This is a genomic window from Acidocella sp. (assembly GCF_035535915.1).
Classification (GTDB): Bacteria; Pseudomonadota; Alphaproteobacteria; order Acetobacterales; family Acetobacteraceae; genus Acidocella.
On sequence record NZ_DATLPB010000004.1, the window covers coordinates 1 to 25,257 of the forward strand.

Annotated in this window: 21 protein-coding genes and 1 other RNA gene; 10 read left to right on the forward strand and 12 right to left on the reverse strand. The window is 64.8% G+C overall.

Going from position 1 to position 25,257, the window contains the following annotated elements:
- Positions 1–152: 152 nt before the first annotated feature.
- The 3 genes from VNC39_RS00370 to VNC39_RS00380 all read right to left on the reverse strand — a co-directional run bounded on the left by VNC39_RS00370 (position 153) and on the right by VNC39_RS00380 (position 8,096).
- Complete coding sequence (locus VNC39_RS00370; RefSeq protein ID WP_325395126.1) at positions 153–2,930, reverse strand: [protein-PII] uridylyltransferase; 2,778 nt, start codon at positions 2,928–2,930, stop codon at positions 153–155.
- Positions 2,931–3,020: 90 nt separating this feature from the next.
- Positions 3,021–5,648, reverse strand: a complete 2,628-nt coding sequence (mutS, locus tag VNC39_RS00375; RefSeq protein WP_325395047.1) for a DNA mismatch repair protein MutS — start codon at positions 5,646–5,648, stop codon at positions 3,021–3,023.
- A gap of 90 nt (positions 5,649–5,738) precedes the next feature.
- On the reverse strand, positions 5,739–8,096 hold the full coding sequence (locus tag VNC39_RS00380; protein ID WP_325395048.1) for a putative bifunctional diguanylate cyclase/phosphodiesterase: 2,358 nt from the start codon (positions 8,094–8,096) through the stop codon (positions 5,739–5,741).
- Between the two features lie 592 nt (positions 8,097–8,688).
- Between VNC39_RS00380 and VNC39_RS00385 the strand changes: the two genes are divergently transcribed.
- A complete protein-coding gene (locus VNC39_RS00385; RefSeq protein WP_325395050.1) occupies positions 8,689–9,423 on the forward strand; it encodes an N-acyl amino acid synthase FeeM domain-containing protein in 735 nt (244 codons plus the stop codon).
- Between the two features lie 2 nt (positions 9,424–9,425).
- A complete protein-coding gene (locus VNC39_RS00390) occupies positions 9,426–9,980 on the forward strand; it encodes a methyltransferase family protein (RefSeq protein ID WP_325395052.1) in 555 nt (184 codons plus the stop codon).
- Positions 9,981–10,141: 161 nt separating this feature from the next.
- On the opposite strand, the gene glcF is transcribed toward VNC39_RS00390, so the two are convergent.
- From glcF to ykgO, 4 genes are all read right to left on the reverse strand, one after another.
- Positions 10,142–11,434 carry a glycolate oxidase subunit GlcF gene (glcF, locus tag VNC39_RS00395; protein ID WP_325395054.1) on the reverse strand — a complete coding sequence of 431 codons (1,293 nt, stop codon included), beginning with the start codon at positions 11,432–11,434 and terminating at the stop codon, positions 10,142–10,144.
- 3 nt (positions 11,435–11,437) lie between these two features.
- A complete protein-coding gene (locus VNC39_RS00400; RefSeq protein WP_325395056.1) occupies positions 11,438–12,556 on the reverse strand; it encodes an FAD-binding protein in 1,119 nt (372 codons plus the stop codon).
- Complete coding sequence (locus VNC39_RS00405; protein WP_325395058.1) at positions 12,553–13,965, reverse strand: FAD-linked oxidase C-terminal domain-containing protein; 1,413 nt, start codon at positions 13,963–13,965, stop codon at positions 12,553–12,555. The genes VNC39_RS00400 and VNC39_RS00405 overlap by 4 nt, the downstream gene beginning before the upstream one ends.
- Before the next feature lie 235 nt (positions 13,966–14,200).
- The gene (gene ykgO / locus VNC39_RS00410) at positions 14,201–14,326 is read right to left on the reverse strand and encodes a type B 50S ribosomal protein L36 (protein WP_325395060.1); all 126 of its coding nucleotides are present in this window, start codon (positions 14,324–14,326) and stop codon (positions 14,201–14,203) included.
- Positions 14,327–14,509: 183 nt separating this feature from the next.
- Here ykgO and VNC39_RS00415 point away from each other — a divergent pair, with 183 nt between their 5' ends.
- From VNC39_RS00415 to VNC39_RS00425, 3 genes are all read left to right on the forward strand, one after another.
- Positions 14,510–15,268 carry a glycosyltransferase family 2 protein gene (locus VNC39_RS00415; protein WP_325395062.1) on the forward strand — a complete coding sequence of 253 codons (759 nt, stop codon included), beginning with the start codon at positions 14,510–14,512 and terminating at the stop codon, positions 15,266–15,268.
- A gap of 162 nt (positions 15,269–15,430) precedes the next feature.
- Positions 15,431–15,826, forward strand: a complete 396-nt coding sequence (locus tag VNC39_RS00420) for a hypothetical protein (protein ID WP_325395064.1) — start codon at positions 15,431–15,433, stop codon at positions 15,824–15,826.
- Positions 15,823–17,103, forward strand: a complete 1,281-nt coding sequence (locus tag VNC39_RS00425; RefSeq protein WP_325395066.1) for an NAD(P)/FAD-dependent oxidoreductase — start codon at positions 15,823–15,825, stop codon at positions 17,101–17,103. Before VNC39_RS00420 ends, VNC39_RS00425 begins: the two co-directional genes overlap by 4 nt.
- A 176-nt stretch (positions 17,104–17,279) precedes the next feature.
- On the opposite strand, the gene recR is transcribed toward VNC39_RS00425, so the two are convergent.
- From recR to ffs, 4 genes are all read right to left on the reverse strand, one after another.
- Positions 17,280–17,870 carry a recombination mediator RecR gene (gene recR / locus VNC39_RS00430; protein WP_325395068.1) on the reverse strand — a complete coding sequence of 197 codons (591 nt, stop codon included), beginning with the start codon at positions 17,868–17,870 and terminating at the stop codon, positions 17,280–17,282.
- Positions 17,871–18,194 carry a YbaB/EbfC family nucleoid-associated protein gene (locus VNC39_RS00435; RefSeq protein WP_325395070.1) on the reverse strand — a complete coding sequence of 108 codons (324 nt, stop codon included), beginning with the start codon at positions 18,192–18,194 and terminating at the stop codon, positions 17,871–17,873.
- Positions 18,191–19,966 (reverse strand): DNA polymerase III subunit gamma/tau, encoded by a 1,776-nt coding sequence (locus VNC39_RS00440; protein WP_325395072.1) that lies wholly within the window; start codon positions 19,964–19,966, stop codon positions 18,191–18,193. Before VNC39_RS00440 ends, VNC39_RS00435 begins: the two co-directional genes overlap by 4 nt.
- 26 nt (positions 19,967–19,992) lie before the next feature.
- Positions 19,993–20,091, reverse strand: an RNA gene (ffs, locus tag VNC39_RS00445) — signal recognition particle sRNA small type.
- 74 nt (positions 20,092–20,165) lie between these two features.
- Here ffs and nudC point away from each other — a divergent pair.
- The gene (nudC, locus tag VNC39_RS00450; protein WP_325395074.1) at positions 20,166–21,089 is read left to right on the forward strand and encodes an NAD(+) diphosphatase; all 924 of its coding nucleotides are present in this window, start codon (positions 20,166–20,168) and stop codon (positions 21,087–21,089) included.
- 70 nt (positions 21,090–21,159) lie between these two features.
- Here nudC and VNC39_RS00455 read toward each other — a convergent pair whose 3' ends face one another.
- Positions 21,160–21,945 (reverse strand): hypothetical protein, encoded by a 786-nt coding sequence (locus VNC39_RS00455; protein WP_325395076.1) that lies wholly within the window; start codon positions 21,943–21,945, stop codon positions 21,160–21,162.
- 336 nt (positions 21,946–22,281) lie between these two features.
- Between VNC39_RS00455 and VNC39_RS00460 the strand changes: the two genes are divergently transcribed.
- From VNC39_RS00460 to VNC39_RS00475, 4 genes are read left to right on the forward strand one after another with little or no spacing between them, the layout of a single operon-like run.
- The gene (locus VNC39_RS00460; protein WP_325395078.1) at positions 22,282–22,830 is read left to right on the forward strand and encodes a DUF983 domain-containing protein; all 549 of its coding nucleotides are present in this window, start codon (positions 22,282–22,284) and stop codon (positions 22,828–22,830) included.
- Positions 22,823–23,299 (forward strand): UPF0262 family protein, encoded by a 477-nt coding sequence (locus tag VNC39_RS00465; RefSeq protein WP_325395081.1) that lies wholly within the window; start codon positions 22,823–22,825, stop codon positions 23,297–23,299. Before VNC39_RS00460 ends, VNC39_RS00465 begins: the two co-directional genes overlap by 8 nt.
- Positions 23,300–23,310: 11 nt before the next feature.
- Complete coding sequence (gene mtnA / locus VNC39_RS00470) at positions 23,311–24,399, forward strand: S-methyl-5-thioribose-1-phosphate isomerase (RefSeq protein WP_325395083.1); 1,089 nt, start codon at positions 23,311–23,313, stop codon at positions 24,397–24,399.
- Positions 24,392–25,156: a DUF2272 domain-containing protein gene (locus VNC39_RS00475; protein WP_325395085.1), complete on the forward strand. Its 765-nt coding sequence runs from the start codon at positions 24,392–24,394 to the stop codon at positions 25,154–25,156. The genes mtnA and VNC39_RS00475 overlap by 8 nt, the downstream gene beginning before the upstream one ends.
- Positions 25,157–25,257: the final 101 nt, after the last annotated feature.

Consider the following 25,257-nt stretch of genomic DNA (forward strand, 5'->3'; position numbering starts at 1 on the left):
TCCTCAAGGAATGCGAGTGGAGGTTCAACGACGGCTCTCCCGCCCAGCTCTTGAAGCAGCTCAAGCGCTGGGTCAGAAAGAATTCAACCTAACATCTGGGACAGCCCCAAAGTTTTTGCGCCGCTTTTTTCAAAAAGCGGCCACTTACTTTCCTACCCCACCGTCACCCGGCGCGACGAAGCCGGCGGGTCTTCGGCGGTGGGGGTGAGTGCCGCGAGCAGCGCCTGGCGGAGCTGGTAGAGTTTGCGCTCATTCTCCACCTTCATGCCGAACACGTCCTTCACGTAGAACACGTCCACCGCGCGCACGCCGTAGGTGGTGACATGGGCCGAGGCGATTTGCAGCCCCTCGCTGGAGATCGCCGCCGTCACGTCGTGCAGCAGGCCGGGCCGGTCGCGGCCGTTCACCTCGATGACCGTGTGGCGGTTGGAGGCGCGGTTATCCACCACCACGCGCGGCGGCACATGGATGGCGCGCATGCGGCCGGGGATCAGGCTGTGGGTGGCCTTGCGGATTTCGCTGTCCAGTTTCAGCCGGCCGGAGAGCGTCTGTTCGATCAAGGCGGAAAGCCGGGCCAGGCGGTGCGGCGCGTCATAGGGGCCGCCGGCGGCGTCCTGGATCCAGAACGTGTCCAGCGCCATGCCGTCGGTGAGCGTATGGATGCGCGCATCGACGATCGAGGCCCCGGCGATGGCCAAGGCGCCAGCGATGCGGCTGAACAGCCCGGCATGGTCGGCGGTGTAGATCACCACTTCGGTCACGGCGCGGGCCGGCAGCGGCTCGGCGTTCACGGTGAGCGGCGCGTCGCGCAGCCTTGCGTCGCGGATCATGCGGGCATGGCGTTCGATGCTCTCGGGGTCGAAGCCCAGCCAATAGCTCGGATAACCGAGCGACAGAAATTCTTCGCGCGCTTCCGCCGGCCAGTCTTCCAGCAGGTCCGCCACCACGTCCTTCACCCGGGCGATGCGCGTGTCACGCTCGGTGGTGGAGAGCCCGCCCTCCAGCACCTCGGCGACGCGCGCGTAGAGTTCGCGCAGCAAGGTCGCCTTCCAGCCGTTCCAGACTTTCGGGCTGACCGCGCGGATGTCGGACACGGTGAGGATCAACAGCAGGCGCAGCCGCTCCGGCGACTGGATGGTGTCGGCGAGGTCGAGGATGGTTTTCGGGTCGTCGATGTCGCGGGAGAAGGCGGTCTGGCTAAGCAGCAAATGGTGCAGGATGAGCCAGGAGACCATTTCCGTCTCCTCGGCGGTGAGACCGAGCGCCGGGCAGAGCGACAGAGCGAGTTCCGCGCCGAGCTCGGAATGGTCGCCGCCGCGCCCCTTGGCGATGTCGTGCAGCAGCACCGCGACATACAGCGCGCGGCGGGACTGCACCTGCTCCATCAGGTCGCTCGCCACCGGCGCCACTTCCGCGAGGTCGCCGGCCTCGATCGCGTTCAGCACCTTCACCGCCTGCACGGAATGCACGTCGACCGTGTAGACATGGTAGGTGTCGAACTGCATCTGCCCGACGATGCGGCGCCAGTCCGGCATATAGCGGCCGAGCACGCCGGTTTCGTTGAGCAGCGTCAACCAGCGCGCAGAATCGCAGGACGGCGTGTCGCCGCGCGCCTCGTCCCCGCCGCACAGCAGGTTGAGGAACAAAGTGGCGGCCTTCTTGTCGCCGCGCAGGTCCGCCGCCAGCGGCGCCGAGCGGATCAGCATGCGCAGAGCGAGCGGGTGCAGTTCCAGCCCACGGTCGCGGGCGCTGATGAGAATGCGGAAAATCGCCGTCGGGTCGGTTTCCGGCTCGCGCCCTGGCGCGAACAGAATCTTGCCGTCGGCGAGCACGAAGCCCGCCTGCATCAGCGCCGTGTCGGTGGCGGCGACGATGGCCGGCGGGCCTAAGGCCGCGCGCGTCAAAGCCGGCTCGAGCACGCCGGTCACGCGCGCCACCTCGCGCACCACCAGGAAATAATGGCGCATGAACCGTTCCACGCCATCCTGGCGGCCATGGCGCGTATAGCCCATGCGCGCGCCGACCACCGGCTGCAGATCGAAGGTCAGGCGCTCCTCGGCGCGGCCGGCGACATAGTGCAGATGCACCCGCACGGTCCAGAGATATTCCCAGGCGCGCTTGCAGGCGCGGGCTTCGGTCTCGGTGAGGATGCCGCCGCCCGGCGCGTCCTTGCCGACCAGCTCGCTCATGGCAAACGTGTTGAAGACGTAGCGCGACAGCCAGTACAAAGTCTGCAGGTCGCGCAGGCCGCCTTTGCCTTCCTTTACGTTCGGCTCGACCATGAACGGCGTCTCGCCGAAGCGGCGGTGGCGCGCGGCGCGCTCCGCCTGTTTCGCGGCGATGTATTCGGCCGGGCCGTCGGCGGCGCAATCGGCCCGGAACGCCTTGTGAAAATCGGCGAACAAAGCGCGGTCGCCGCTCAGGCAGCGCGCATCGAGCAACGAGGTGCGGATGGTGACGTCGTCCTTGGCCTCGCGCAGACAGTCAGGGATCGAGCGCGTGGCATGGCCGACCTTCAGGCCGAGATCCCAGAGGAAATACAGCACGAACTCGACGGCGCCGGCGATCTTCGGGCTATTTTTGCCGCCGGTGAGGAACAACAGATCGATGTCGGAGAACGGTGCCAGCGTGGCGCGGCCATAGCCGCCGGTGGCGGCCACCGCGAGCCGGTCTTCCGGGTCGATCGGGGCCATCGCGAGCGCATAGCCGAACAAGGCGCTGACCAGCTCATCCATCAGCCGCGCATGCAGCCGCGCCGCAGCCAGGCCATTCAGCCCGTCGCGTTCGAAACGCTGCTGCACATGGGTCTGCAGCCGCCCGAGCTGCCGGCGAAAGGCGGCAAGCGCCTCGTCACGCGGCGGCGGGTTGCCCTCCGGCACCAGAGCGGCCAGGGCAGCGGCAATTTCAGGCGGTTTCTCAGCGAGGGGCATTTGCGGCAAAGTAGATCAATCTTGTTGAAGTTGGAAACGCGGGGAACTCTTTCGATATAGGAATAAAATCGTAGTAAGAACGAGCGCGGTTCAATCGCCCGCCTCGCAGGCTGGAAGCGGCGGCACAAACCGGCGGCGCAACGCGTATAGCGCCTCCAGCGCCGCGCGCGGGCTCATCTGGTCGGGGTCCAGTTGCTCGAGTTCGGCCAGCACGGCGTCGCGCTCATCCGGCGGCACGGGGGCGGCGGCAAACAGCGGCAAAGGGGAAGGCGCCGAGGCGGTGCGTTCGGCGGCTTTCAGAAGGATTTCCGCGCGTTTGGCGACAGGCTCCGGCACGCCGGCCAGGCGGGCAACATGAACACCCCAGCTCCGCTGCGCCGCACCCGGGACCACTTCGTGCATAAACACCACCTCGCCGCGAAACTCTTTCACCCGCATCGTGTGCGGCGTGAGCCGCGGCAGCGCCTCGGCCAACTGAAATAGCTCATGAAAATGTGTAGCAAATATGGCGCGGCAACGATTTCCATTGTGCAGTGTTTCCAACACCGCCTGGGCGATGGCCAGACCATCGCGCGTGCCGGTGCCCCGGCCGATCTCATCGACGATAACAAAGCTCTTCGGCCCGGCCTGATGCAGGATGGCGGCGGTCTCGATCATCTCCACCATGAAGGTGGAGCGGCCCGACGCCAGATCGTCGGCCGCGCCGACGCGGGAGAACAGCCGGTCCACCAGCCCCAGCCGCATCTCCGCCGCCGGCACCGGCAACCCGGCCTGGGCGAGGACCACCAGCAGCGCATTCTGCCGCAGAAAGGTGGATTTGCCCGCCATGTTCGGACCGGTCAGCAGCATCAGCCGCTGGCCGGCGGACAAATCGCAATGGTTGGGGATGAACGCGGTCCCGGGCGGCAAGGCCGCCTCGACCACCGGATGCCGCCCGGATTTGAGCAGGAAATCCTCGCCGTCGGTGAGCTCCGGGCAGCTATAAAGCGGGCTGAAGGCGAGCGTGGCCGCCGATTGCAGCACGTCCAGCAGCGCCAGGGCATCGGCGCAGGCCGCCAGCGTTTCGGCATGGGCCAGGATTTGTTTGAGCAGCCAGGCGAAAACCACTTTCTCCCGCGCCGCCGCGCGCGCCGCCGCCTCGGCAATGCGCTGGTCCAGCGTGGCCAGTTCCGGATGGGTGAAGCGGGCGCCGTTGGCCATGCCCTGGCGCAGAATCAGTTCGGGGTTTTCCCGCAGCTTTTCGGCGGCGGCGTTCGGCACCTCCACCACGTAGCCAAGCTGCGCATGATGGCGGATTTTTAAGGCGGCGACGCCATAGCGCACCGCGAGCTCGTTCTGGAAGGCGGCGATCACCTGGCGCGTGTCGTCGCGCAGCCGCCGTTCGGCGTCCAGCTCGGCATCGAACCCCGCGGCAATGGCACCGCCATCATCCAGCCGGAGCGGCGCCGGCTCGGCCAGGGCGGCGGCGAGCGTCGCTTCCAGCCCCGGCGCCGGGTCGAGGGCCTGGGCGGCCGCCGCGAGCAGCGTCACGCCGGCCGGCAAAAGCGGCGCCGCCTGCCGGGCCACGCCGAGCCCGGCGGCGATCGCGGCGAGGTCGCGCGGCCCGGCGCGCCCCAAAGCGATGCGGCTGAGCGCGCGCGCCATGTCCGGCGCGCCGCGCAACACCCCGCGCAAGGGCTCGGCCCGGTCCTGGTCGCGCAAAGCGAGCCAGGCGGCCTGGCGCGCCTGCAAGGGCTCAAGCGCGGTGAGCGGGGCTGCCAGCCAGGCAGCCAGCAGCCGCGCGCCGGCCGGGGACACGGTGCGCTTGACGGCAGCCAGAAGGCTGCCGCCCTCGGCGCCGCCCCGGGCGCCCAAAATCTCCAGGCTGGCGCGGGTGGCCGCGTCCATCGCCAATTGGCCGGTGGCGCCGGCCGAAACCGGGCGAGAGAGGCGCGGCATCGCGCCCATCTGTGTGGCCGTGATGTAGGCCAGCAACTGGGCGGCGGCGAGCGCCTCGGCGTCGCTGAATGTGCCGAACGCATCCAGGCTGGCGGCGCCGAATTTTTCCGCCACCTCGCGCCGCGCCGCCGCTTCGTTGGCGGGCATCTGCATGGCCAGGCGCAGTGTCGGCACGCGCCGCACCGCGTAAGGGCCGAGCTCGATCTCCTCGGGGCTAAGAATTTCCGCCGGGTCGAGGCGGCCGAGCACCGCGGCGAGGCCGGCTGGCGCCACATCCTGCGTTTCAAACGAGCCGGTGGAAATATCCGCCCAGGCGAGGCCGAGCGAGCCGCCCTCCGCGACCATGGCGAGCAGGAAATTGGCCCGTCCCGCTTCCAGCAGCCCCTCTTCCGTCAGCGTCCCAGGTGTGACCAGCCGCACCACGTCGCGCGCCAACGGCCCCTTGGCGCCGCGCGCCTTGGCCGCCGCCGGGTCTTCCATCTGTTCGACGATGGCGACGCGAAAGCCACGGCGAATCAGCCGCGCCAGATACATCTCCGCCTGCCCCACCGGCACGCCGCACATCGGGACCGGCTGGCCCTGATGCTGGCCGCGGGCGGTCAGCGCGATGTCCAGCGCCGCCGCCGCCGCCTGCGCGTCCGCGAAGAACAGCTCGTAGAAATCGCCCATGCGGAAAAACAGCAGGGACTCTTCATGCCGCGCCTTGATGGCGAACCATTGCGCCATGGCCGGGCTGGCTCCGGCGGCGCTGGCGGGGGTGGGCGTCAGTGGCTTCGTCATGGACGGCTATTAAGCGGTTTCCGCCGCAACAGGCCAGGGTGATTCCGGCGTCGGCCTATGCCGATTTTTACCCGTCGCCGGCCTCCAGTGTCAGGAGAGCGTGGCCGGATCGGGGGAAGAGCAGTCCGACCAGTCATCGATCCGCAGGTCGGCCGCCACGACCTCGGCGAATTTTTCCGGCGACAGCGCCCGATGGAACAAATGCCCCTGCGCCTGGGCGCAGCCATAGGAGGTCAGCAGCATCGCCTGTTCGCCGGTCTCCACCCCCTCGGCGGTGACGATCATGTTCATGCGCTCGGCCAGGCCAATGATGGCGAGGACGATCGAGCTGTCATCCTTCTCATCGCCGAGATCGCGAATGAAGGAACGGTCGATCTTGATCTTGTCGAAGGGAAAGCGCTGCAAATAGCTGAGCGAGGAGTAGCCGGTGCCGAAATCGTCGAGGGCGATGCGCACGCCCTGGCCATGCAATTCCCAAAGAGCGGCCATCGTCAGGGCGCTGGTCTCGAGCATGGTCGTCTCGGTGATCTCGAGTTCCAGGCGCTGCGGGCTCACGCCCGCGTGGCGCAAGGCCGCCAGGATGTTTTCGACCAGCCCAGCGTCGCGAAACTGCCGTGGCGAGAGGTTGACGGCGAAACTGATATGCTCAGGCCAGCGCGCTGCCTCCAGACAGGCCTGCTGCAACACCCATTCGCCGATCGGACCGACGAACCCAGACTCCTCAGCGATGGCGATGAACTGGTCCGGCCCCAGCACGCCGCGCTCTGGGTGGTGCCAACGCAGCAGCACCTCGGCGCCGAGAATGTGCCGGTCGGCCAGATTGACGATCGGCTGATATTTCAGCTCGAATTCGTGGCGCGGCAACGCCAGGGCGAGCGCCGATCTCAGCGCCCGCCGCTCCTGCAAGATCTCGTCCATTTCCGGATCGTAAAAGCGCCAAGCCCCCCTGCCATCGGCCTTCGCGCGATAGAGCGCGAGATCGGCGGTTTTCAGCAGCGCACTGGCATTGTCCCCATCCTGCGGTGCCCGGGAAATGCCGATGCTGGCGCCGATGCGCACCGATTGCCCCTCGAACTGATACGGGCTTGAAACGCGCTCGACGATGCGGCCGGCAACCGCGCCGATCTCCGCGACATCATCGGACATGACGATAATCGCGAACTCGTCGCCGCCGAGACGGGCGGCGACATCGCGCTCGCGCAGGCAGCCGTTCAGCCGCTCGGCCACCGCGACCAGCACCGCATCACCAGTGGCATGGCCATGCGTGTCGTTGATGAGCTTGAACTGGTCGAGATCGAGGCACAGCAGCGCGACTCCGGATTCGGCGCTTTTCTCGCAGGCACGATGCAGCACCTCATCGAACATCAAACGGTTCGGGAGCTTGGTCAGGCTGTCATGCCGGGCCAAAAACGCGATCTGCTCCTGCTGCCGCCGCTGCCCGGTAATGTCCGAACCGATCCCGTGATAGCCGGCGAAACGGCCGGATTTATCGAGAATCGGCTTGCCGGTCAGCGACCAATAACGCTCCTCCCCCTGAATCTGCACCGGAACGACCAGGTCGCGAAACGGCGCGCGCTCCTCGATGACCTGCCGCAGCCGTTCGATCGGCGAGCCGGGGTGGCCCACGCAAGCCGCAGCCTCACCAAGCAGCGCCTCCGGAAACCGGCCGGACAGAGTCGCGGCCGGACTCCGCGCCACCTCTGCCAAACGCGGGCTGACCCGTTGCAGCTTCATCTCCGCATTCGTCTCCCACAGCCAGTCGCTGGAGCTCTCTTCGAAATCCCGCAGCAGCAGCTTGATCAATTCGGCATTCTCTTCGAGCCTGATCGTCCCGATCACCCGCTCATTCAGACGCTGATTGAGGAACAAGATGCAAAACCCCGTAAGCGCGATGAACGAAGTAAGGTCGAGCAGCGTCAAAACCTCGAGATCCCGCGCCAGGATCAGCGCCAGCACGATGCCGACCGAAATCGGCAGCCAATAGGCGATCGCGCAGGACAGGGGCGACACCATCACCGGCGTCGCCAGACAACCGACCATGATGCCATACAGCAGGGCCACCTGGTCGCCGTTCTCATGGCGCAGCAGCAAAATCAGCAGGACCGACCACAGCACGCCGAGCAGCGCGATCAGCCGGATCATGTTTTTGATGTAGAGATGGGCATCCGCGCCGGTTGGCGCGCGGTGCAACAACCAACGCCGGGCCCTCCCGATCAACGCGCAATAGCACAATGCCACCGTCAGCATGACGGCATCGTGCAGCAGCGCCTGCGCATTGGCCCGGAACTCGAGAAACAGCAGGCCGATGGTGGACAGGCCGAGCAGGGAAATGGCGATGATGATGCGGCTGAAATCCCGCGCCTGCTCGAAATACAGGCGTTCCGCCAATCCCTCCGGCATCTTCAGGTAAAAAATCAAATTCCTCAGCGCGGCCCAAGACCGCAACACCCGTATCGCCATGCGGCGTGACGGGCCGAAAGTACGGCGGCGCCTCGTAGGCCTGCGATCGCGTGTGCCAACCGCTTGAATCGAAAATCCCCCTGTGTTTCCGGCCGACCGCGCAAAACGCGCTGGCGGCGTCCCATGAACTTTGCGTCCCGGACCTTCCGTCGCCAACTCCCCTAACGAAAACCCCCGCCAGAGATTTCATCAGGCGATGGCCGTTAAAATCCCGGACCGTCTGTCAACCGCAGGCACGTTTTCAAACCACAATTTTCCGACGAATAACGATCGGCCTCACGCAAGAAACGCTTGTATGCCGGCGCTTCGCACAATATCATTTTGTCTGCGCTGCTTCATCTATGTCAGCCCGGCAACAACATTTCGATATAGAATCGTTAGAAAAATGTTAAGGCAGACACACCAGAATAAAACAAACACATCAAAATTATATGGTGCCCATTCGCCGTTCCGGCTCGCCAAACACGAGAGCGTTACATGTCTAAACCATCTGCCTGTGACGTCCTAATGAAATTTTTCACACGCCTGGGTTGAGTTTTGTCCCTCGTCATTCGAGCCACAATCAAAAAAGGAACATGACATGACCGGGTTGCAGGCCGTTACCACCAACCTCATTCGCGGCGCGCCCCTGTCGCGCAAACGTTCCGGGTCCGGCCTCACCGCGCGCCTTGCGCTCGACGACGAGACGAAAGCCGACGCCTATGGAATTCGCCATCGCAGTTATCTCTCCGGCGGCTACATCGATCCGCAGCCCGGCGGGTTGTTTTCCGACGCCGACGATTTGCAGCCGAACAACCGCTCGATTGTGATCTACAAGCACCGGCGGCCGGCCGCCTCGGTGCGGCTTTGTATGCTCGACGGCCAAGCGGGCAAGACGGCGGGAGAGATCCCGGCCCGCCGCATTTTCCCTGAAGCCGTCGCCAGGCTGGCCGCGCCGCGGCGCGATGGAAGGCCGGTCCGGCTGACGGAAATCAACCGCCTGGTGCGGCACCCGGATTTCGTTACCGATTACGAGCTGGTGTTCGTGCTGTTTCGCTTCGTCTCGTTCCTGGTCATCGAAACCGACGCGGACATGATGCTGAATTGCGCCCGGCGCAACCACACACCTTTTTACGAGCGCCTGCATTTTTCCTACGTCGACGGCCCGCGGCGCTATGCCGGCGTGAAATTCGAAACCGATCTGATGGCCTGCCCACGGGAACGCTACGCGCGGCTGATGGCGGACATTCCCTTCCTCGCCACCAACGATAACAGAAGGCGCGCCTATGCCGGGCTGATGAAGGGTGAAACCGTCCCCGTCTTCGCGGAGGCCTGAACATGGATATCACCACGCCGCTCATCGCCTGCCTCGGCCTCGCCTGCGTCGCCGCGTTCAGCTGGGCCGTGAAAGGGCATTTCCGCGCCCCAAGCGCCATGCCCTCAACCATGAGGCTGATCGGCGCCCTGAGCCTGCTCGGCTTCCTCAGCTTCCTCTGGCAATTGCGCAACGGCGCGGCAGCCTGGCCTGCCGTGGCGGCGCTCTTCGTCCTATCGCTCTGGCTGTTCGCCTGGGCCATCCACACGACCCGCTTCTTTCCGCCGACGCTGGCGTTCGACACCGACCGGCCGCATATTCTGTTCTGCCAGGGGCCCTACCGCTACGTGCGGCACCCGTTCTACCTTTCTTATATGCTGTTCTGGGTCGGCACGGCGATCAGCACGCCGTCCCTCGGCGCCTGGGCGGCCCCGCTCATTCTCGGCGCGCTGTATTACAGAGCCGCGCTGCGGGAGGAGCAGAAATTCGCCCGTTCCGACCTCGCGCCCGATTACGATGCCTACCGCCGGCAAGCGGGCATGTTCCTGCCCCGTCTGTCCGCTTTTCTGCCGGGATAGGAAGGAAGAAAGAAAGCAGCCGCTTTTTGAAAAAAGCGGCGCAAAAACTTTTGTTTACGCTGGGCCTGAGGCGTTGAACTGGCACGGGCCCAAAGTAAGTAAAGTTTTTTTGCTACTTTTTGTTCACAAAAAGTAGTGCTTCCTTTCTTGCCTTTCCTTCCCTAGCCTAACGCCTTGGGCTTCTCCCCGCCGGCCATCCAGTTCAGCAGCTCGACCATATGCACGGTGGGGACCCCATCGCCGGCAAGCTGGGTCAGGCAACCGATATTGCCGGCGGTGATCACGTCCGGAGCCTTGGCTTTCAGCGTGTCCAGCTTGCGGCGCCGCAACGTGGCGGCGATTTCCGGCTGCATGATGTTGTAGGTGCCGGCGGAACCGCAGCAAAGATGCGCCTCCTTCGGCTCCACCACGGTAAACCCGGCCTTGCGCAGCAGAGTTTTCGGCGCCGAGGTGATCTTCTGACCGTGCTGCAGCGAACATGCGGCATGGTAAGCGACGGTCAGATCCGGCGCGGCCCGCGTGGGCTCGTAGATTTTCAGCAGATATTCGGAAATATCCATGGCGAGCGCCGAGATCCTCGCCGCATCGCCGGCCATGGGGTCGTCGCGGAGCAAAAACCCATAATCCTTCAAAACCGTGCCGCAACCGGACGTGTTGACGATCACCGCATCCAGCCCGTCTTTTTTCGCTTCATTCGTCCAGGCCGCGACATTGCGCCGCGCCGCTGCCAAAGCTTCCTCATGCCGGCCCATATGATGCACCAGCGCGCCGCAACAGCCGGATGCGGCCGGGATGACGACCTCGATGCCGAGCCGGTTGAGCAGCGCGATCGTGGCGTCGTTGATCGACGGGCCGATCGCCTGCTGCGCGCAGCCGGCGAGCAAGGCCACCCGCCCTTTCCGCGCGCCGACGGCCTTGTGCACGGTGCCTTCCAGCCTTTGCGGCGTCATCGGCTGCGCCGGCGCGAGTTTGAGCATGGCGCGCAGGCGCTGCGCGAACATGCTCTCCCCCGCGACCAGGAAGTCCAGCTTCCGTCCCAGTTGCGCCAGCCGCAGCGCCGCGCCCAGGCGCGCCGGATAAGGGAGAACCCGCGCCAGCACGGCGCGCAGCAGACGGTCGCTGAACGGCCGCTTATAAGTCTTCTCCACATGCACCCGCGCATGGTCGATCAGGTGCATATAGTTCACGCCCGAGGGGCAGGTCGTCATGCAGGAGAGGCAGGAGAGGCAGCGGTCGATATGCAGCACCTCCTCCTCCGCCGCCGGACGGTTATTCTCCAGCATGTCCTTGATCAGATAGATCCGCCCGCGCGGCGAATCCAACTCGTCGCCCAGGGTCACAAAGGTCGGACATGTGGCGGTGCACAGCCCGCAATGCACGCAGGTGCGCAGAATGTCGTTGGCGACCTTGATCTCCGGGTCGGCGAGCTGCAGCTCGGTAAAATTGGTTTGCATGGTTCAGGCAGCCTGCAATTTCAGGGGATTGAAGATACCGCGCGGATCGAAGCTCTGCTGCACGCGGCGGCGCAGCGCGGCCAGGGCGGCGGATTCCGGCGGCAGCACATCGACCGCGGCGCGCAACGCTTCCGGGCCGCGCATCAGCCACCAGACACCGTGCGCGGCGCGCGCCGCGGCGCACACGGCGTCATGGGCTTCCTGCGTCGCCGGGCCGGCCAACCAGACGAGCCCGCCACCCCAATCGAGAAACCCGCTGACGCCCTGGGCCGCCACCGCCTCCAGCACCGCCGGCCCCGCGGAAGGTGCTACGGACACGCGCCACAAAGCGTCGCCCGGCGGCAGCATCTTGCAGTCGCGAATGTCGCGCCATAATTCCAGGCTCGCCTCGGTCCCGAGCACCTCGCCGCCGCCGAGCTGTTTGGCCAGCGCCTGGCAGCGATAGGTCACGGAAGGCGCGAATTCCTCGATGCGCAGATAGGCTGTTTGCGTCGCCGGCACATAGGCCGCGCCACTGACGCAGAAGGGCGAGCCGAGGCCGGCGCTGAGCGCTTTGACCGCCGCCTTCGCGTCGAGCCCCGGCAGCACCAATGTGCCGGTCGCCTCGCTGCGCGGGGCCACCTTGAAGGTGATTTCTGTCATCACCGCTAACGTTCCGAAACTGCCGGTCACGAGCTTGGCGACATCGAGCCCGGTGACGTTCTTCAGCACCCGGCCGCCGAAATTCAGAATCTCCCCGCTGCCGTTGACGAGGCGCACGCCGAGCACATGGTCGCGCATCGCCCCGCCGCTGATCCGCCTCGGGCCGGACATGTTCGCGCCAACCACCCCGCCGATCGTCTGCTCCGCCCCGAACAAATGCGACGGCTCGGCGACCAGCTGCTGGTTGTGCGCGGCCAGCGCCTCCTCGATCTCGGCGAGAGGCGTGCCGGCGCGGGCGCTCATCACCAATTCATTCGGCGCATAGAGCGTGATGCCGCTCATCGCTTTCGTGCTCAGCGTCTGCGCCGCCTGTACCGGGCGCAGCATGGCGCTCTTGGTGCCATTGCCCTGGACGAGCAGCGGCCCTGCGGCATCCATAACCAGGCCGGCCAACTCGGCTTCCGTCTGCGGCATCATCATAGCGGGAACACTTTCGCGGGGTTGAGCAGCCAGTCAGGATCGAACGCGCTCTTGATGCGCCGCATCTGGTCGAGTTCCGGCTTGGTGAATTGCTTGGTCATGAGGTCGCGCTTCTCGATGCCGACGCCATGCTCGCCGGTCAGGCAGCCGCCGACCTCGACGCACAAAGTCAGAATGTCCGCGCCGAACGCCTCGGCCCGCGCGAAACTCGCCGGGTCGTTGGCGTCGAACATGATCAGCGGATGCAAATTGCCGTCGCCGGCGTGGAAAATATTCGCGACCTGGAGCCCGTAGCTGGCGCTCATCTCCTCGATGCGCCGCAGCACCTCCGGCAGGCGGCTGGTGGGGATGGTGCCGTCCATGCAGAGATAATCCGGCGAGATGCGCCCGATCGCCCCGAACGCGCCCTTGCGCCCCTTCCAGATCGCCGCCGATTCCTCCGCCGTTTCCGAAACCCGCATCGAAACCGGGTTGAAACGTTCGCAAATCTCGCGGATGCGGCCCAGCATCGCCGTCTGCTCTTCCTCCGAGCCCTCGACCTCGATGATCAGCAGCGCCTCGGCGTTCAGCGGATAGCCGGCATGGGCAAAGGCCTCGCAGGCATGAATCGCCGGCCGGTCCATGAACTCCAACGCCACGGGAATGATGCCCGACGAGATGATGGCGTCCACGCATTCACCGGCGATCTCGTTGGTGGCGAAACCGGCGAGCATGGCGCGCGCGCCCTCGGGCGAACGCAGGATCCGCACGGTCACCTCGGTGAGAATGCCGAGTTGGCCCTCGGCGCCGGTGATCAGTCCCAGCCAGTCATAGCCGGCGGCATCGCAATGTGTGCCGCCGATCTCCAGGACCTCCCCTTCGATCGTGACGAGTCGCAGGCCGAGCAGGTTGTTCGCGGTAACGCCGTATTTCAGGCAATGCGCGCCGCCCGAATTCATGCCGACATTGCCGCCGATCATGCAGGCGAGCTGGCTGGAGGGGTCCGGCGCGTAGAAGAACCCTTCATCGGCCACCGCGTTGGTGATGCCGATATTGGTCACGCCGGGCTGCACCACGGCGTAACGATCCGCATAGTTGATGTCGAGAATGCGGTTCATGCGCATCATGCCCACCACCACCGCGTCCGCCAGCGGCAGCGCGCCGCCGGACAGGGAGGTGCCGGCGCCGCGCGGAATCACCCGCACGCCATGCGCGGCGCAGAATTTCATCACCGCCACAATTTCCGCCTCGGTCTCCGGCAGCACCACCGCCAGCGGCGTCTGCCGGTAGGCGGACAGGCCGTCGGTTTCATAGGGTTTGAGTGAAATTCTATCCTCGATCACGGCCCGCTCGGGCAGGATATGGCGGAGTCCCGCCACCAATTCGGCACGGCGGGCCAGGATTTCGGCCTTGGGATCTGGTTGTCTCATAGTTCGTCGCTCCTCAGCCGGATTCGTTAGTCAGGCTTCGCGGCCAATCTCGGCATTATTTTGCACTTGGCAAGTGCCGGGCGGTACTTCACCTCATAGATGCTGTCCTGTCCCCTACCAACCGGCCCGGCAAGTGCCGGCCGGGGGCCAAAAACGCCGAAAGCCGGCAAATAGCGGCCAACAAAAAACCCGGCCAAAGCCGGGTTTTCCAAAAGCTGCATCGAGAAGACCGGGATTAGCCTTGACGGGCCTTCATCCGTGGGTTCTTCTTGTTGATGACGTAGACCCGGCCATGGCGACGCACGACGCGGCAATTCTTGTCGCGAGCTTTCGCGGATTTCAGGGAGTTACGGATCTTCATCACAAGCTCTCGGGTAAAAATGTTAAAATAGTTGGCGCGATATGCCGGGCGAACGCGGCAATGTCAACCGGCAGCCGCCAATTTCGTTGTCATGAAAGGGTCATTCGCCTTCGCCTTGATTCCCTTGTTGAAAGCCAGACCGGCGGCGAAGGCCGCCGATTCGCCACGGAGCAGAGAAATATTATGAAGATCAGTTTCGTCGTGCCTGCCTATAACGAACAGGCTCTCTTGAGCCGTTCCCTGACCGCGATTCGCGACGAAATCGAGCGAGCGGGCCAGGTTTTGGGGCAGGACGCCGAAATCATCGTGGTCAACAATGCCAGCACCGACAACACCCGCGAGGTCGCCGAGGCGGTGGAGGGCGTGGTGGTGGTGGACGAGCCGCGCAAAGGGCTGGTGCAGGCGCGCTGGACAGGATTCGCGGCCTCCACGGGCGAGCTGGTCGCCAACATCGACGCCGACACGGTGATCCCGCCGGGCTGGCTCACCGAAGTTCTGCAGCAGTTCGAGCGCGGGCCAAGGCTGGTCGCGTTGTCGGGCCCCTATATCTATTACGGTGTGCCGAACCGGGTGAACCGGGTGGTCGGCGCTTACTACAGGTTGGCCTTCACGGTGTATCTGTTCAACCGCTTCGTGCTGAATGTCGGCTCGATGCTGCAAGGCGGGAATTTCATCGTGAAGCGCGCGGCGATGCTGAAACTCGGCAACCCCGATTTGCGCTTCTCCTTCTATGGCGAAGATACCGACATGGCCCGGCGGCTTTCCAAGGTCGGCGGCGTGAAATTCACCTTCCGCCTGCCCGCCGAATCCTCCGGCCGCCGGCTGGTGGGCGAAGGCGTCTTCACCATCGGCATTCGCTATTCGATGAATTTTTTCTGGGCGACCTTCCGCAAGAAGCCCTTCACCGAGGAATGGCGCGACATCCGCGAGGAGATGTCGTAGAAAGCAGCCGCTTTTTGAAAAAAGCGGCGCAAAAACTTTTGTTTACGCTGGGCCTGAGGCGCTGGACCGGCACGGGCCCAAGTTTAAAAAAGTTTTTTGCTTCTTTTTTTCAAAAAAGAAGCGCTTTTCTTTCCCTTTCGATCCGGTAAACGTTTCGCGTCCATGAGCGTTTCCCCTTCCCGTGTCGGTTTTCTGCTCATTTGCTTCCTCATGCCGGGGCTGATCGGCACATTCGCCAGTTTTTCAATTCCCGCGCCGACCGTGGATGAAATGCACCAGCGCGCGGCCTTGGCTGCGGTGCTGGCGGCCTCGTCTCCGGCTGCGCAACAGGCGGCGATCAGGCGGCTGCCGGAGGCGGTGGATTCCGACACCGCCGCCCTCGTCATCAACGGAACAGGGCCGCTGCCAGCCCGCGTGGCGGCGGCGGAGGCGAATATGGAGGCCGAGGTGCTGGCTCAGGCGCGCGCTTCCGCCTACCGCATCCGGCTGCTGGTGATCACCATCACCTTTGTGTGCGCGCTGCTCGGCGTGGCGCTGCTGGCGGGCGGGCGGGCATGACGGAAAGCGGCCATGTCGCCTCCTATTATGCCGCCACGGCGCACCGGCAGGATTTCCGCTCGGCGCTGCGCGGGGCGGAACGGGCCGATATTTGCGTCATCGGCGCCGGCTTCACCGGCATTTCCGCCGCCCTTGAACTGGCCGAGCGGGGCTTTTCCGTCATCGTTCTGGAAGCCGCGCGCGTCGGCTTCGGCGCCTCGGGGCGCAATGGCGGGCAGATCGTCAACGGCTATTCCCGCCCGCTGGACGTGATCGCCGCGCGCTATGGCGCGCCGGCCGGCCGCGCGATCGGCGCCATGGCGCTGGAAGGCGCGAAAATCATCCGGGACCGGGTGGAGAAATACGCGATCGCCTGCGACCTCGTGCCGGGCGGGCTGCTGGTCGCCCTGACGCCCAAGCAGATGCAATGGCTGGAGCATGAGCAGCGCATCTGGGCCCTGCACGGGCACCCAAGGCTGGAGCTACTGGACCGCGCCGGGCTGGCGCCCCATGTGGCCAGCACCCGCTATGTCGGCGGCCTGCTCGACCCGCTGGGCGGGCATTTGCATCCGCTGAATCTGGTGCAGGGCGAAGCGGCGGCCTTCGAGTCGCTGGGCGGCCGGATTTTCGAAAATAGCCGCGTGGTCGAAGTGGACACCGGCGCACCGCCGGTCGTGCGCACCGACTGCGGCGAGGTACGGGCCGACTATGTGCTGGTCTGCGGCAATGCCTATATCGGCGATCTGCTGCCGGAACTCAGCGGCAAGATCATGCCGGTCTCGACCCAGATATTGGCGACCGAACCGCTCGGCGAACTCGCGGAAACCCTGCTGCCCTCCAATGTCTGCGTCGAGGATTGCAATTACGTTCTGGATTATTTCCGGCGCAGCGCGGATGGGCGGATCCTGTATGGCGGCGGTATCGTCTATGGCGGGCGCGACCCGGCCAGCATCCGCAAAAAAATCCTGCCGCTGATGCACAAAACCTTTCCGTCTTTGCAGGGGCGCCGGATCGATTACGCCTGGAGCGGCAATTTCGCCCTTACCTTGACGCGGTTTCCGCAAATCGGGCGGCTCTCACCCCATGTGTATTTCAGCCATGGCGATAGCGGCCATGGCGTGACCACCACGCATCTTCTCGGCCGACTGCTGGGCGAGGCGGTGGCGGGCACGGCGACGCGCTTCGATGTCTTCGCCAACCTGCCTTATTATCCTTTCCCCGGCGGCAAGGCTTTGCGCGTGCCGCTCACGGTGCTGGGGTCGTGGTATTACCGGTTCCGCGATCGGATGGGGATTTAGGAAGAAGGAAACAGGAAAGGAAAAAGCGCTACTTTTTGTGAACAAAAAGTAGCAAAAAAACTTTATTATGCTGGGTCATGGGCGATGTCGGCGACATCGCCCATGACCCAGCATAATAAAAATTTTTGCGCCGCTTTTTTTAAAAAGCGGCCTCTTTCTTTCTCGTTTTCCCTTTCCTAAGCCGACCGCCGAGCGCTCAATGCCGTGGCGAGCGTGCCTTCGTCCAACACTTCCAGCGCGCCGCCCATCGGCACGCCCTGGGCCAGGCGCGACACCGGAATGCCGAGCGGCTTGAGTTTTTCCACCAGATAATGGCCGGTGGCCGCCCCCTCCACGGTGGCGGGCAAGGCGAGAATCACTTCCGTGGGCGGGGCGGCGCGCAGCCGCGCCAGCAGCGGCTCGATGGTCAGATCTTCCGGTCGGCGCCCTGCCAGAGCCGAGAGCGAACCGCCCAGCACATGATAGGTGCCGCGATAAATCAGCGCGCGTTCCAGCGCCCACAAATCGGCCACGCTTTCGACCACGCAGATTTTCGCTTCGCGATCGGGCGTCGCGCAGATCGTGCAGGGATCGGACGTGTCGAGATTGCCGCAGACCGTACAGGTGCGCACCGTCGCGGCGGCGTCGCGCAGCGCGTCGGCCAAAGGCAGCAGCCGCGTCTCGCGCTCGCGCAGCAATTTGAGCACGATCCGCCGGGCGCTGCGGGGCCCCAGCCCCGGCAGCTTGCCGAACAGAGCGATCAGCCGCTCGAGTTCGGGCCCACCCATTTAGAACGGCAGCTTCAGCCCCGCCGGCAGGTTCATGCCGCCCGTGGCGTTCTTCATTTCGGCTTCCGCCATCTGGTCGATCTTTTCCTTGGCATCGGTATGCGCGGCCAGGATCAGATCCTCCAGCATGTCGATTTCCGCGGGGTCGGCGAGCTTGGGATCGACCTTGATCCGCTTCATCACGCCCTTACCGTTCAGCGTGATCTGCACGAGCCCGGCGCCGGACACGCCCACAATCTCCGCAGCGTCCAGCTTGGCCTGCATCTCCGCCATTTTCTGCTGCATCTGTTGGGCCTGCTTCATCAGCCCGGCGATATTCTTCATTCATCCTCTCCTTCATAGAGTTCGTCCGGCGGCGTCAAAGCCGCCCAATCTGCCGGCAATTCCGGCTCGTCTTCGACCGGCGGGGCCTGTGCCTCAATTTTCGCGCCGGGGAAAGCCTCCAGTATCGCCTGCACCAGCGGATGGGCGATGGCCGATTGCAGCGCGGCGTCCGCGGCCGCACCTTCCGCCTGGTCGAGGGTCGGCTCGCCTTGCGCGTTGGACAACGCGATGGTCCAGCGCCGATTGGTCTCCGCCTCGAGCAGCGCCACGAGTTTCTGCGCGAGGTCGCGCGGCGCGTTCGGCTCCAGCCGCATCTCGATCACCGGCGGCGCGAAGCGCACCAGATGCACCGACTGGCGCAGATGCGCGTAGAGCATCACATCCCGTTTGGCCGAAGCCAGCGCCACGACATCGTTGAAGGTGATGGCGCGCGGTGCGGCGACCGTCATCATGGTGCCATTGCCATTCGCCACCGCGCGCGCGCCACCGCCGCCACCGGGCGGCATCGGGACCGACGCAGAGCCAACGCTGCCCCCTTCGGTAATGCGGCGGAGCAGTTCGCCGGGCGGGGGCATGTCGGCCACATGGCAGAGGCGGATCAGAATCATTTCCGCCGCGGCACGGCGGTCGGGCGCGGCCTCGACCTCCTGCACGCCCTTCAGCAGCATCTGCCAGAGCCGGCCGAGGAAGGGGATGCTCAGCATGCCGGCGAGCGCCGCGCCGCGTGTGCGCTCGGCTTCCGGCAGGCTGGTGCCGGTGCTGAGCGCCGGCACTGATTTCATGCGCGTCAGCAGATGCGCAAGGCCCAGCAGGTCGCCCAGCAGCACGCCGAGATCGGCGCCGCGCTCATAAGCGGCATCGGCGATCGCGAGCGCCTTGGCGGCATCGCCCGCCACCACCGCTTCCATCAGGTCGAACACATAAGAACGGTCGGCGAGGCCCAGCATGTCCGCGACCATGTCGGCAGAGATTTCGCTGTTGTCTTCAGTGCCGCGGGCAATCGCCTGGTCGAGGAGCGAGAGGCCGTCGCGCACCGAGCCGTCGGCGGCACGGGCGACGAGCTCGATCGCGCCGGCGGCGATGGCGACCTGCTCGCGCTGCGCGATGCGGGTGAAATGCGCGGCGAGCTCAGCGACGGCGACGCGGCGCAGATCGAAACGCTGGCAGCGCGACAACACGGTGACGGGCACTTTGCGGATTTCGGTCGTCGCCAGCACGAATTTGATATGCGGCGGCGGCTCCTCCAACGTCTTCAGCAGCGCATTGAAGGCGTTGCGCGAGAGCATGTGGACTTCGTCGATGATGAAAATCTTCGTCCGCGCCGAGAGCGGACGAAAGCGTGTCGCCTCGATGATCTCGCGCACATCCTCGACGCCGGTGTTGGAGGCGGCGTCCATCTCCACCACATCGGGGTGCCGGTCGGCGAGGATGGCGATGCAGTTCTCGCACACGCCGCACGGGTCCGGGGTGGGGCCGCCCTGCCCGTCCGGCCCGGTGCAATTGAGCGCGCGGGCGAGAATGCGGGCGGTGGTGGTCTTGCCGACGCCGCGCACGCCGGTGAGCATGAAGGCATGAGCGATGCGGTTCATCGCGAAGGCGTTGCGCAGGGTGCGCACCAGCGCCTCCTGGCCGATCAGGTCGGCAAAAGTCTGCGGGCGGTATTTGCGGGCAAGCACGCGATAGGCGGCAGCCTTCGGCGCTTCCTGTTCATCGCCGAACAATGAAGCCCCATCAGCCGGCGGCGCCGATTCATCTGCAAACAAACCAGCCATGCGCGGCTCAAAAACCTTTGCTTTGGGGTGGGAGGCCGAACAACGACCCATACGGAAACTCGTTGCGGCTGCTGCCTTCCGGCCCTGACCGGGTTGGCGAGGCGCATGTCCGATGCCGACCTCCCGAAGTGATTATCCCCTGTTCCGCGCAATCCCGCAAGGTTGCATCGAGTCATAGCTCCTGCCAGTTTGGCCGCCGATGCAACGAATCACCCCCCGCCAGCCCAACGCCTATACCGGAGGTACGCTCGACCGCGCCGCGCACCGGCGCAGCGACGAAGGCTGGGTGCAATCCGCGTTGCAGGATCCGCGCAGCCGATTTGTCTTGTTCTGGCGCGGCAATGCGCTGATCGAAACCGGCGAGACGCCGAAAGCGGCGCTGACCTCCCGCCCCGATGCCGACGCCCCCTGGGTGTTTCTCGGCTTGCAGGACCAGATTCCGGTTTTCGCCGCGGATCTGTCGGCGCTGGAAGATCCCCATGCCCTGCACGGGGGAACGAGCGGCGCTTTCACCGACATGCGCAGCCTAACAACCCTGCTGCCCGCCGACGACGCGACCATTCTGGCGACCGCGCGCGCCATGCTGCATTGGCGCGCCCAGACAAAATTCTGCGCCCGGTGCGGCGCGCCGACCGTGCCCGTGCGGGGCGGCTATGTGCTGAAATGCACCGCCGAGGACACCGAACATTTTCCGCGCAGCGACCCGGCGGTGATCATGCTGGTCACCAAGGGCGAACGCGCCTTACTCGGCCAGTCGCATAAATTCCCGATCGAACGGAACATGTATTCGACTCTTGCCGGCTTCGTGGAGCCGGGCGAAAGCCTGGAGGATTCCGTGCGGCGCGAAGTGTTCGAAGAAGTCGGCGTGCGGGTTGGCGCGGTCGCGTATCATTCCAGCCAGCCCTGGCCGTTCCCCGCGTCCCTGATGCTCGGTTACCATGCCGAGGCGCTGAGCGAAGAGATCGTGCTCGAAGAGGCGGAGATGCGGGACGCGCGCTGGTTTACCCGCGCGGAGATCGAGAACCATCGCGAACTTGGTTTCAACCTGCCGCGGCCGGATTCGATCGCGCGGCGGCTGCTCGAGGACTGGATGGCGCAAACCGCGCCCCGACCCGCGACTTAAATCCCCCCTTAAAACAAAGAATGCAGGGGCACGCCCCTGCATTCTTCACTGGCGCGAAAGCCGGAGCGGCTTAGTTGATGGTCGGCTCGCCGGCGGTGATCACCGTCGATTCCGACGACTCCATGTTCGGGGCGATCGGCTCGGGCATCTTCACCACGCGCGGCTTGCGCGCGACAGCCTTCTTCGCGGCGGGCTTGGCGGCCGGCTTGCGGGCGGCAACGGCCTTCTTCGGCGCGGCCGCTTTCTTGGCCACCGCCTTCTTGGCGACCGGCTTCTTCGCCATGGCGGTCTTCTTCACGGAGGTCGTCTTTTTCGCGGCGGCGGCGGTCTTCTTGACTGCCGGCTTCCGCGCCGCGGTGACCTTCTTGGCGGCTGCCGTCTTCTTCACGGCCGCGACCTTCTTCACGGTCGCCGCTTTCTTCGCGGTGGCCGTCTTCTTCGCGGCGGCAGCGGTCTTCTTGACCGCCGCTTTCTTCACGGTCGCCGCCTTCTTCGCGGTGGCCGTCTTCTTCGCGGCGGCAGCGGTCTTCTTCACCGCCGGCTTCTTCGCGGCAGCCACCTTCTTGGCGGTCGCGGTCTTCTTCGCGGCGGTGGCGGTCTTCTTCACGGTCGCGGCTTTCTTCGCGGTCGCGGTCTTCTTCACCGTCGCCGTCTTCTTCACGGCGGCGGTCTTCTTCGGCGCGGCTTTCTTCGCGGCGGGCTTCTTCACGGCAGCTTTCTTAACAGCCGGTTTCTTCACAGCGGCCTTCTTCGCCGCCGGCTTCTTCGCCGCCGGTTTCTTCGCGGCGGTCTTCTTCACCGTCGCCCGAACCGCGAGCGGCTGCGCGGTCATTTTGCTGGTATCGTCTGCGGTCACGAGGGTTTGCTCCTTCGCTAAAAATGTTGAAAATCGGTTCATAGGCATCCGACGCGGGATGTTGTTCGCACGGTCTGCGGACCGTCCTTCTCTTTCGCGTGCGGGGCCTCTTGACCGATGCAGAGTTGACTCGGTTGCGGCGCGAATCGCGCGACGCACGCAAGAATCGCTATTCCGCTCCTCTTTCAGCTCTGTCAACAAAAAGCATCACCAAACTTGTCAATTCTATCATTTTTTTTCTGTCACGTGCGAAAAAAATCACGCCGAAACGATTCGTCGCTGTCTGAGATCGCGTTATGGACGGCAAAACCGTGTTTCTGACGTGCAACGAAATCGATGATCGCGGCGCGCCGGGCGTACGCCAAACACCCCGCTCCGGGCTACGTCTCCCCGGTCGAGAGAAAATCAGTTGAACTGAGCGGGATTGCGGTGACTAATACGGCCATGAACAAACCGCCCGTAGAGGATCCGGAGTTCGAACGCTGGCCGCCGCCCCGGGCCGTCGCCCAAGCGGAACGGATCATGCCAAGCTGGCCGATCACGATCTGGCGTGGCTTGTGCGGGCGCTGCCCGCAATGCGGCGCGGCGCCAATTTTCAATGGCTACCTCAAGGTTCATGAAACCTGCCTTCATTGCGCAGCACCTTTGGGCGACATGCCGGCGGACGACGCGCCGCCTTACGTTGCCATGCTGGTGGTGTTGCATTTCGTTGCTCTGTTTGTCGTGCTTTTCTACAATGGAGTTTACCGGCCGGGCCTCCTCGTGGCCGGGATGCTGCTGTTGGCGCTCGCCATTGCCTGCATGATCGTTTTGCGCCTGGCCAAAGGGGCGATCATCGGCATCCTGCTCAAGCTTGGCCTGAAGCGAGAGGTTCCCAATGAATGAAACGACGGGACGGCTGATGCGCGTTATGCTCGAAGGCGAACCGTTGCACCGCATCTCCCCGATGCAGGAGGCCGACCGCGAGCAGGCTGTCATGGATCTGCAAACTGAGAACGAATTCTTTCCCTCAAGCCGGCCGCATTTGCAGAGCATCCTGCACCTCTCCCTGCAGGAAGGGCGGCTGGTGTTCGACATCCGCGACGCGCAGGACGCCCCGGTGATCGCCGTGGTGCTGGCGCTGCATCCCTTCAAAGCATTGGTCAGGGACTATCAGATGCTGCTGGAATCCTATGCCAGTGCCGTAGCGGAAGGGCGCGAAGCGAAGATCCAGGCCATCGATATGGGGCGGCGCGGCCTGCATAATGAGGGCGCAGAGCTGATGATGGCGCGGCTGGAAGGCAAAGTTGTGATTGATTTTGCTACCGCGCGGCGCCTATTCACCTTGGTCTGTGCGCTGCACCAGAAATTATAGGATTGTTTGCAATGAAAATTGACGGCACCCCCTTCCGTTCGATCTGGGTGGATGAAACCGACCATTGGTCGGTCCGCATCATCGATCAGACCAAGCTGCCTTGGGCGATCGATATCGTCCGGCTGACGACGATGGAGTCCGTGGCACATGCGATCAAGGCGATGCTGGTACGCGGCGCCCCGCTGATCGGCGCCACCGCCGCCTATGGCGTAGCGCTGGCGATGCGCGCCGATGGGTCCGATGCCGCCTTGGCGCAAGCGGTCACCGTGCTCGGCGCGACGCGCCCGACCGCGATCAATTTGCGTTGGGCTCTGGCACGGATGACCGCCCGACTGCAGCCGCTTAGCGCCCAGGCGCGCGCCGCCGCCGCCTATGCGGAAGCCGCGCTGATCTGCGACGAAGATGTCGCCACCAACCAGGCGATCGGCCGGCACGGGCTGCCCTTGATCGAAGCGCGCGCCGCTTCGGGAAAGACGGTGAATGTTCTGACTCATTGCAATGCCGGCTGGATCGCCACCGTCGACTGGGGCACCGCGCTCGCGCCGATCTATATGGCGCATGATGCCGGCATCGACATTCACGTCTGGGTCGAGGAAACCAGACCGCGCAACCAGGGCGCGTCGCTCACCGCCTGGGAGCTCGGCAAACATGGCGTGAAACACACGGTGATCGCCGACAATGCCGGCGGCCACATGATGCAGCGCGGCGACGTCGATCTGGTGATCGTCGGCACCGATCGCGTGGCTCGCAACGGCGATGTCGCCAACAAGATCGGCACCTATCTGAAGGCGCTGGCGGCGCGCGACAACGGCGTGCCGTTCTGGGTCGCCCTGCCCTCCTCCACCATCGACTGGACGATCAATGACGGGCTCTCGGATATTCCCATCGAGGAACGCGCCGCCACCGAGGTGACCACCATGACCGGCCGCGCGCTGGATGGCTCGATCGCCACGATCCGCGTGGTGCCGAAAGACAGCCCGGCGGCAAATCCGGCCTTCGATGTAACGCCGGCGCGGCTTGTCTCCGGCCTGATCACCGAGCGCGGATTGTGCGCCGCCACCGAGCCTGCCTTGCGCGAGATGTTCCGGGACGTTGCGTAAGAGCCTCCTGCTGCTGCTGGGCTTGAGCGGGTGCGTGGCGCCGGACGCGCACGCCCCGCCTTTCGCCCGCGTGCCCTACGAACCTTTCTCGCGCAGCGCCGCGGTCGCCATCGCCACCGATGAATGGCGGCTGTGGGGCATGCGCGTGGATGACAATGGCGATGCCGGCTATGTGCAAACCGACGCAACCATGGGCGAGCGCCAACCCGGCCTGTGGGAGCGCGTCGGCGAATATTGGTGGGAAGGCATGAACGTCGGCGAGCCGGATGCGCGCTGGACCGGCGAGCATGACGGAAAGGGTCAGGTCTTCCCGGTGCCGATCAACGGCGATTACGCCTGGTCGGCGGCGTTCATTTCCTATGTCATGCGCATCGCCGGCGCCGGGCTCAAATTTCCCTACGCGCCGGACCATGCCACTTATATCAATTACGCGGCGCGCGCCGCCAAAGGCGAGATCGAAAACCCGCTGCTGATCGCGGAAAACCCCGCCACCTACGCGCCGCGCCTGGGCGATCTGGTATGCCTGGGCCGCGACCAGGCCAGCAGCCTCACATTTGCGGACCTGCCGACCCGCCATGTTTTTCCCGCCCACTGCGCCATCGTCATCGCCGGCGGGCCGGCCCAGCTCAGCATCGTCGGCGGCAATGTCGAGGATGCGGTGACCCTCGAACATCTGCATACCGATAACGAGGGCGAATTAAGCGGCAACCGGGAGAACTGGTTCGTCGTGCTCCGGGTGATGTACCGCCGTGATTAAAGAGAAGAAGAAAGCTACTTTTTGTAAGTTTGTCCCGGGCGGTTTCACCGCCACGGGCCCAGCATAACAAAAGTTTTTTGCGCCGCTTTTTTTCAAAAAAG

Coding starts and splice junctions, on each gene's coding strand:
- VNC39_RS00370 (WP_325395126.1), bottom strand. CDS start 2,930: ATGCCCCTCGCTGAGAAACCGCCTGAAATTGCCGCTGCCCTGGCCGCT.
- mutS (WP_325395047.1), bottom strand. CDS start 5,648: ATGACGAAGCCACTGACGCCCACCCCCGCCAGCGCCGCCGGAGCCAGC.
- VNC39_RS00385 (WP_325395050.1), top strand. CDS start 8,689: ATGACCGGGTTGCAGGCCGTTACCACCAACCTCATTCGCGGCGCGCCC.
- VNC39_RS00390 (WP_325395052.1), top strand. CDS start 9,426: ATGGATATCACCACGCCGCTCATCGCCTGCCTCGGCCTCGCCTGCGTC.
- glcF (WP_325395054.1), bottom strand. CDS start 11,434: ATGCAAACCAATTTTACCGAGCTGCAGCTCGCCGACCCGGAGATCAAG.
- VNC39_RS00400 (WP_325395056.1), bottom strand. CDS start 12,556: ATGATGATGCCGCAGACGGAAGCCGAGTTGGCCGGCCTGGTTATGGAT.
- VNC39_RS00405 (WP_325395058.1), bottom strand. CDS start 13,965: ATGAGACAACCAGATCCCAAGGCCGAAATCCTGGCCCGCCGTGCCGAA.
- ykgO (WP_325395060.1), bottom strand. CDS start 14,326: ATGAAGATCCGTAACTCCCTGAAATCCGCGAAAGCTCGCGACAAGAAT.
- VNC39_RS00415 (WP_325395062.1), top strand. CDS start 14,510: ATGAAGATCAGTTTCGTCGTGCCTGCCTATAACGAACAGGCTCTCTTG.
- VNC39_RS00420 (WP_325395064.1), top strand. CDS start 15,431: ATGAGCGTTTCCCCTTCCCGTGTCGGTTTTCTGCTCATTTGCTTCCTC.
- VNC39_RS00425 (WP_325395066.1), top strand. CDS start 15,823: ATGACGGAAAGCGGCCATGTCGCCTCCTATTATGCCGCCACGGCGCAC.
- recR (WP_325395068.1), bottom strand. CDS start 17,870: ATGGGTGGGCCCGAACTCGAGCGGCTGATCGCTCTGTTCGGCAAGCTG.
- VNC39_RS00435 (WP_325395070.1), bottom strand. CDS start 18,194: ATGAAGAATATCGCCGGGCTGATGAAGCAGGCCCAACAGATGCAGCAG.
- VNC39_RS00440 (WP_325395072.1), bottom strand. CDS start 19,966: ATGGCTGGTTTGTTTGCAGATGAATCGGCGCCGCCGGCTGATGGGGCT.
- nudC (WP_325395074.1), top strand. CDS start 20,166: ATGCAACGAATCACCCCCCGCCAGCCCAACGCCTATACCGGAGGTACG.
- VNC39_RS00460 (WP_325395078.1), top strand. CDS start 22,282: ATGATCGCGGCGCGCCGGGCGTACGCCAAACACCCCGCTCCGGGCTAC.
- VNC39_RS00465 (WP_325395081.1), top strand. CDS start 22,823: ATGAATGAAACGACGGGACGGCTGATGCGCGTTATGCTCGAAGGCGAA.
- mtnA (WP_325395083.1), top strand. CDS start 23,311: ATGAAAATTGACGGCACCCCCTTCCGTTCGATCTGGGTGGATGAAACC.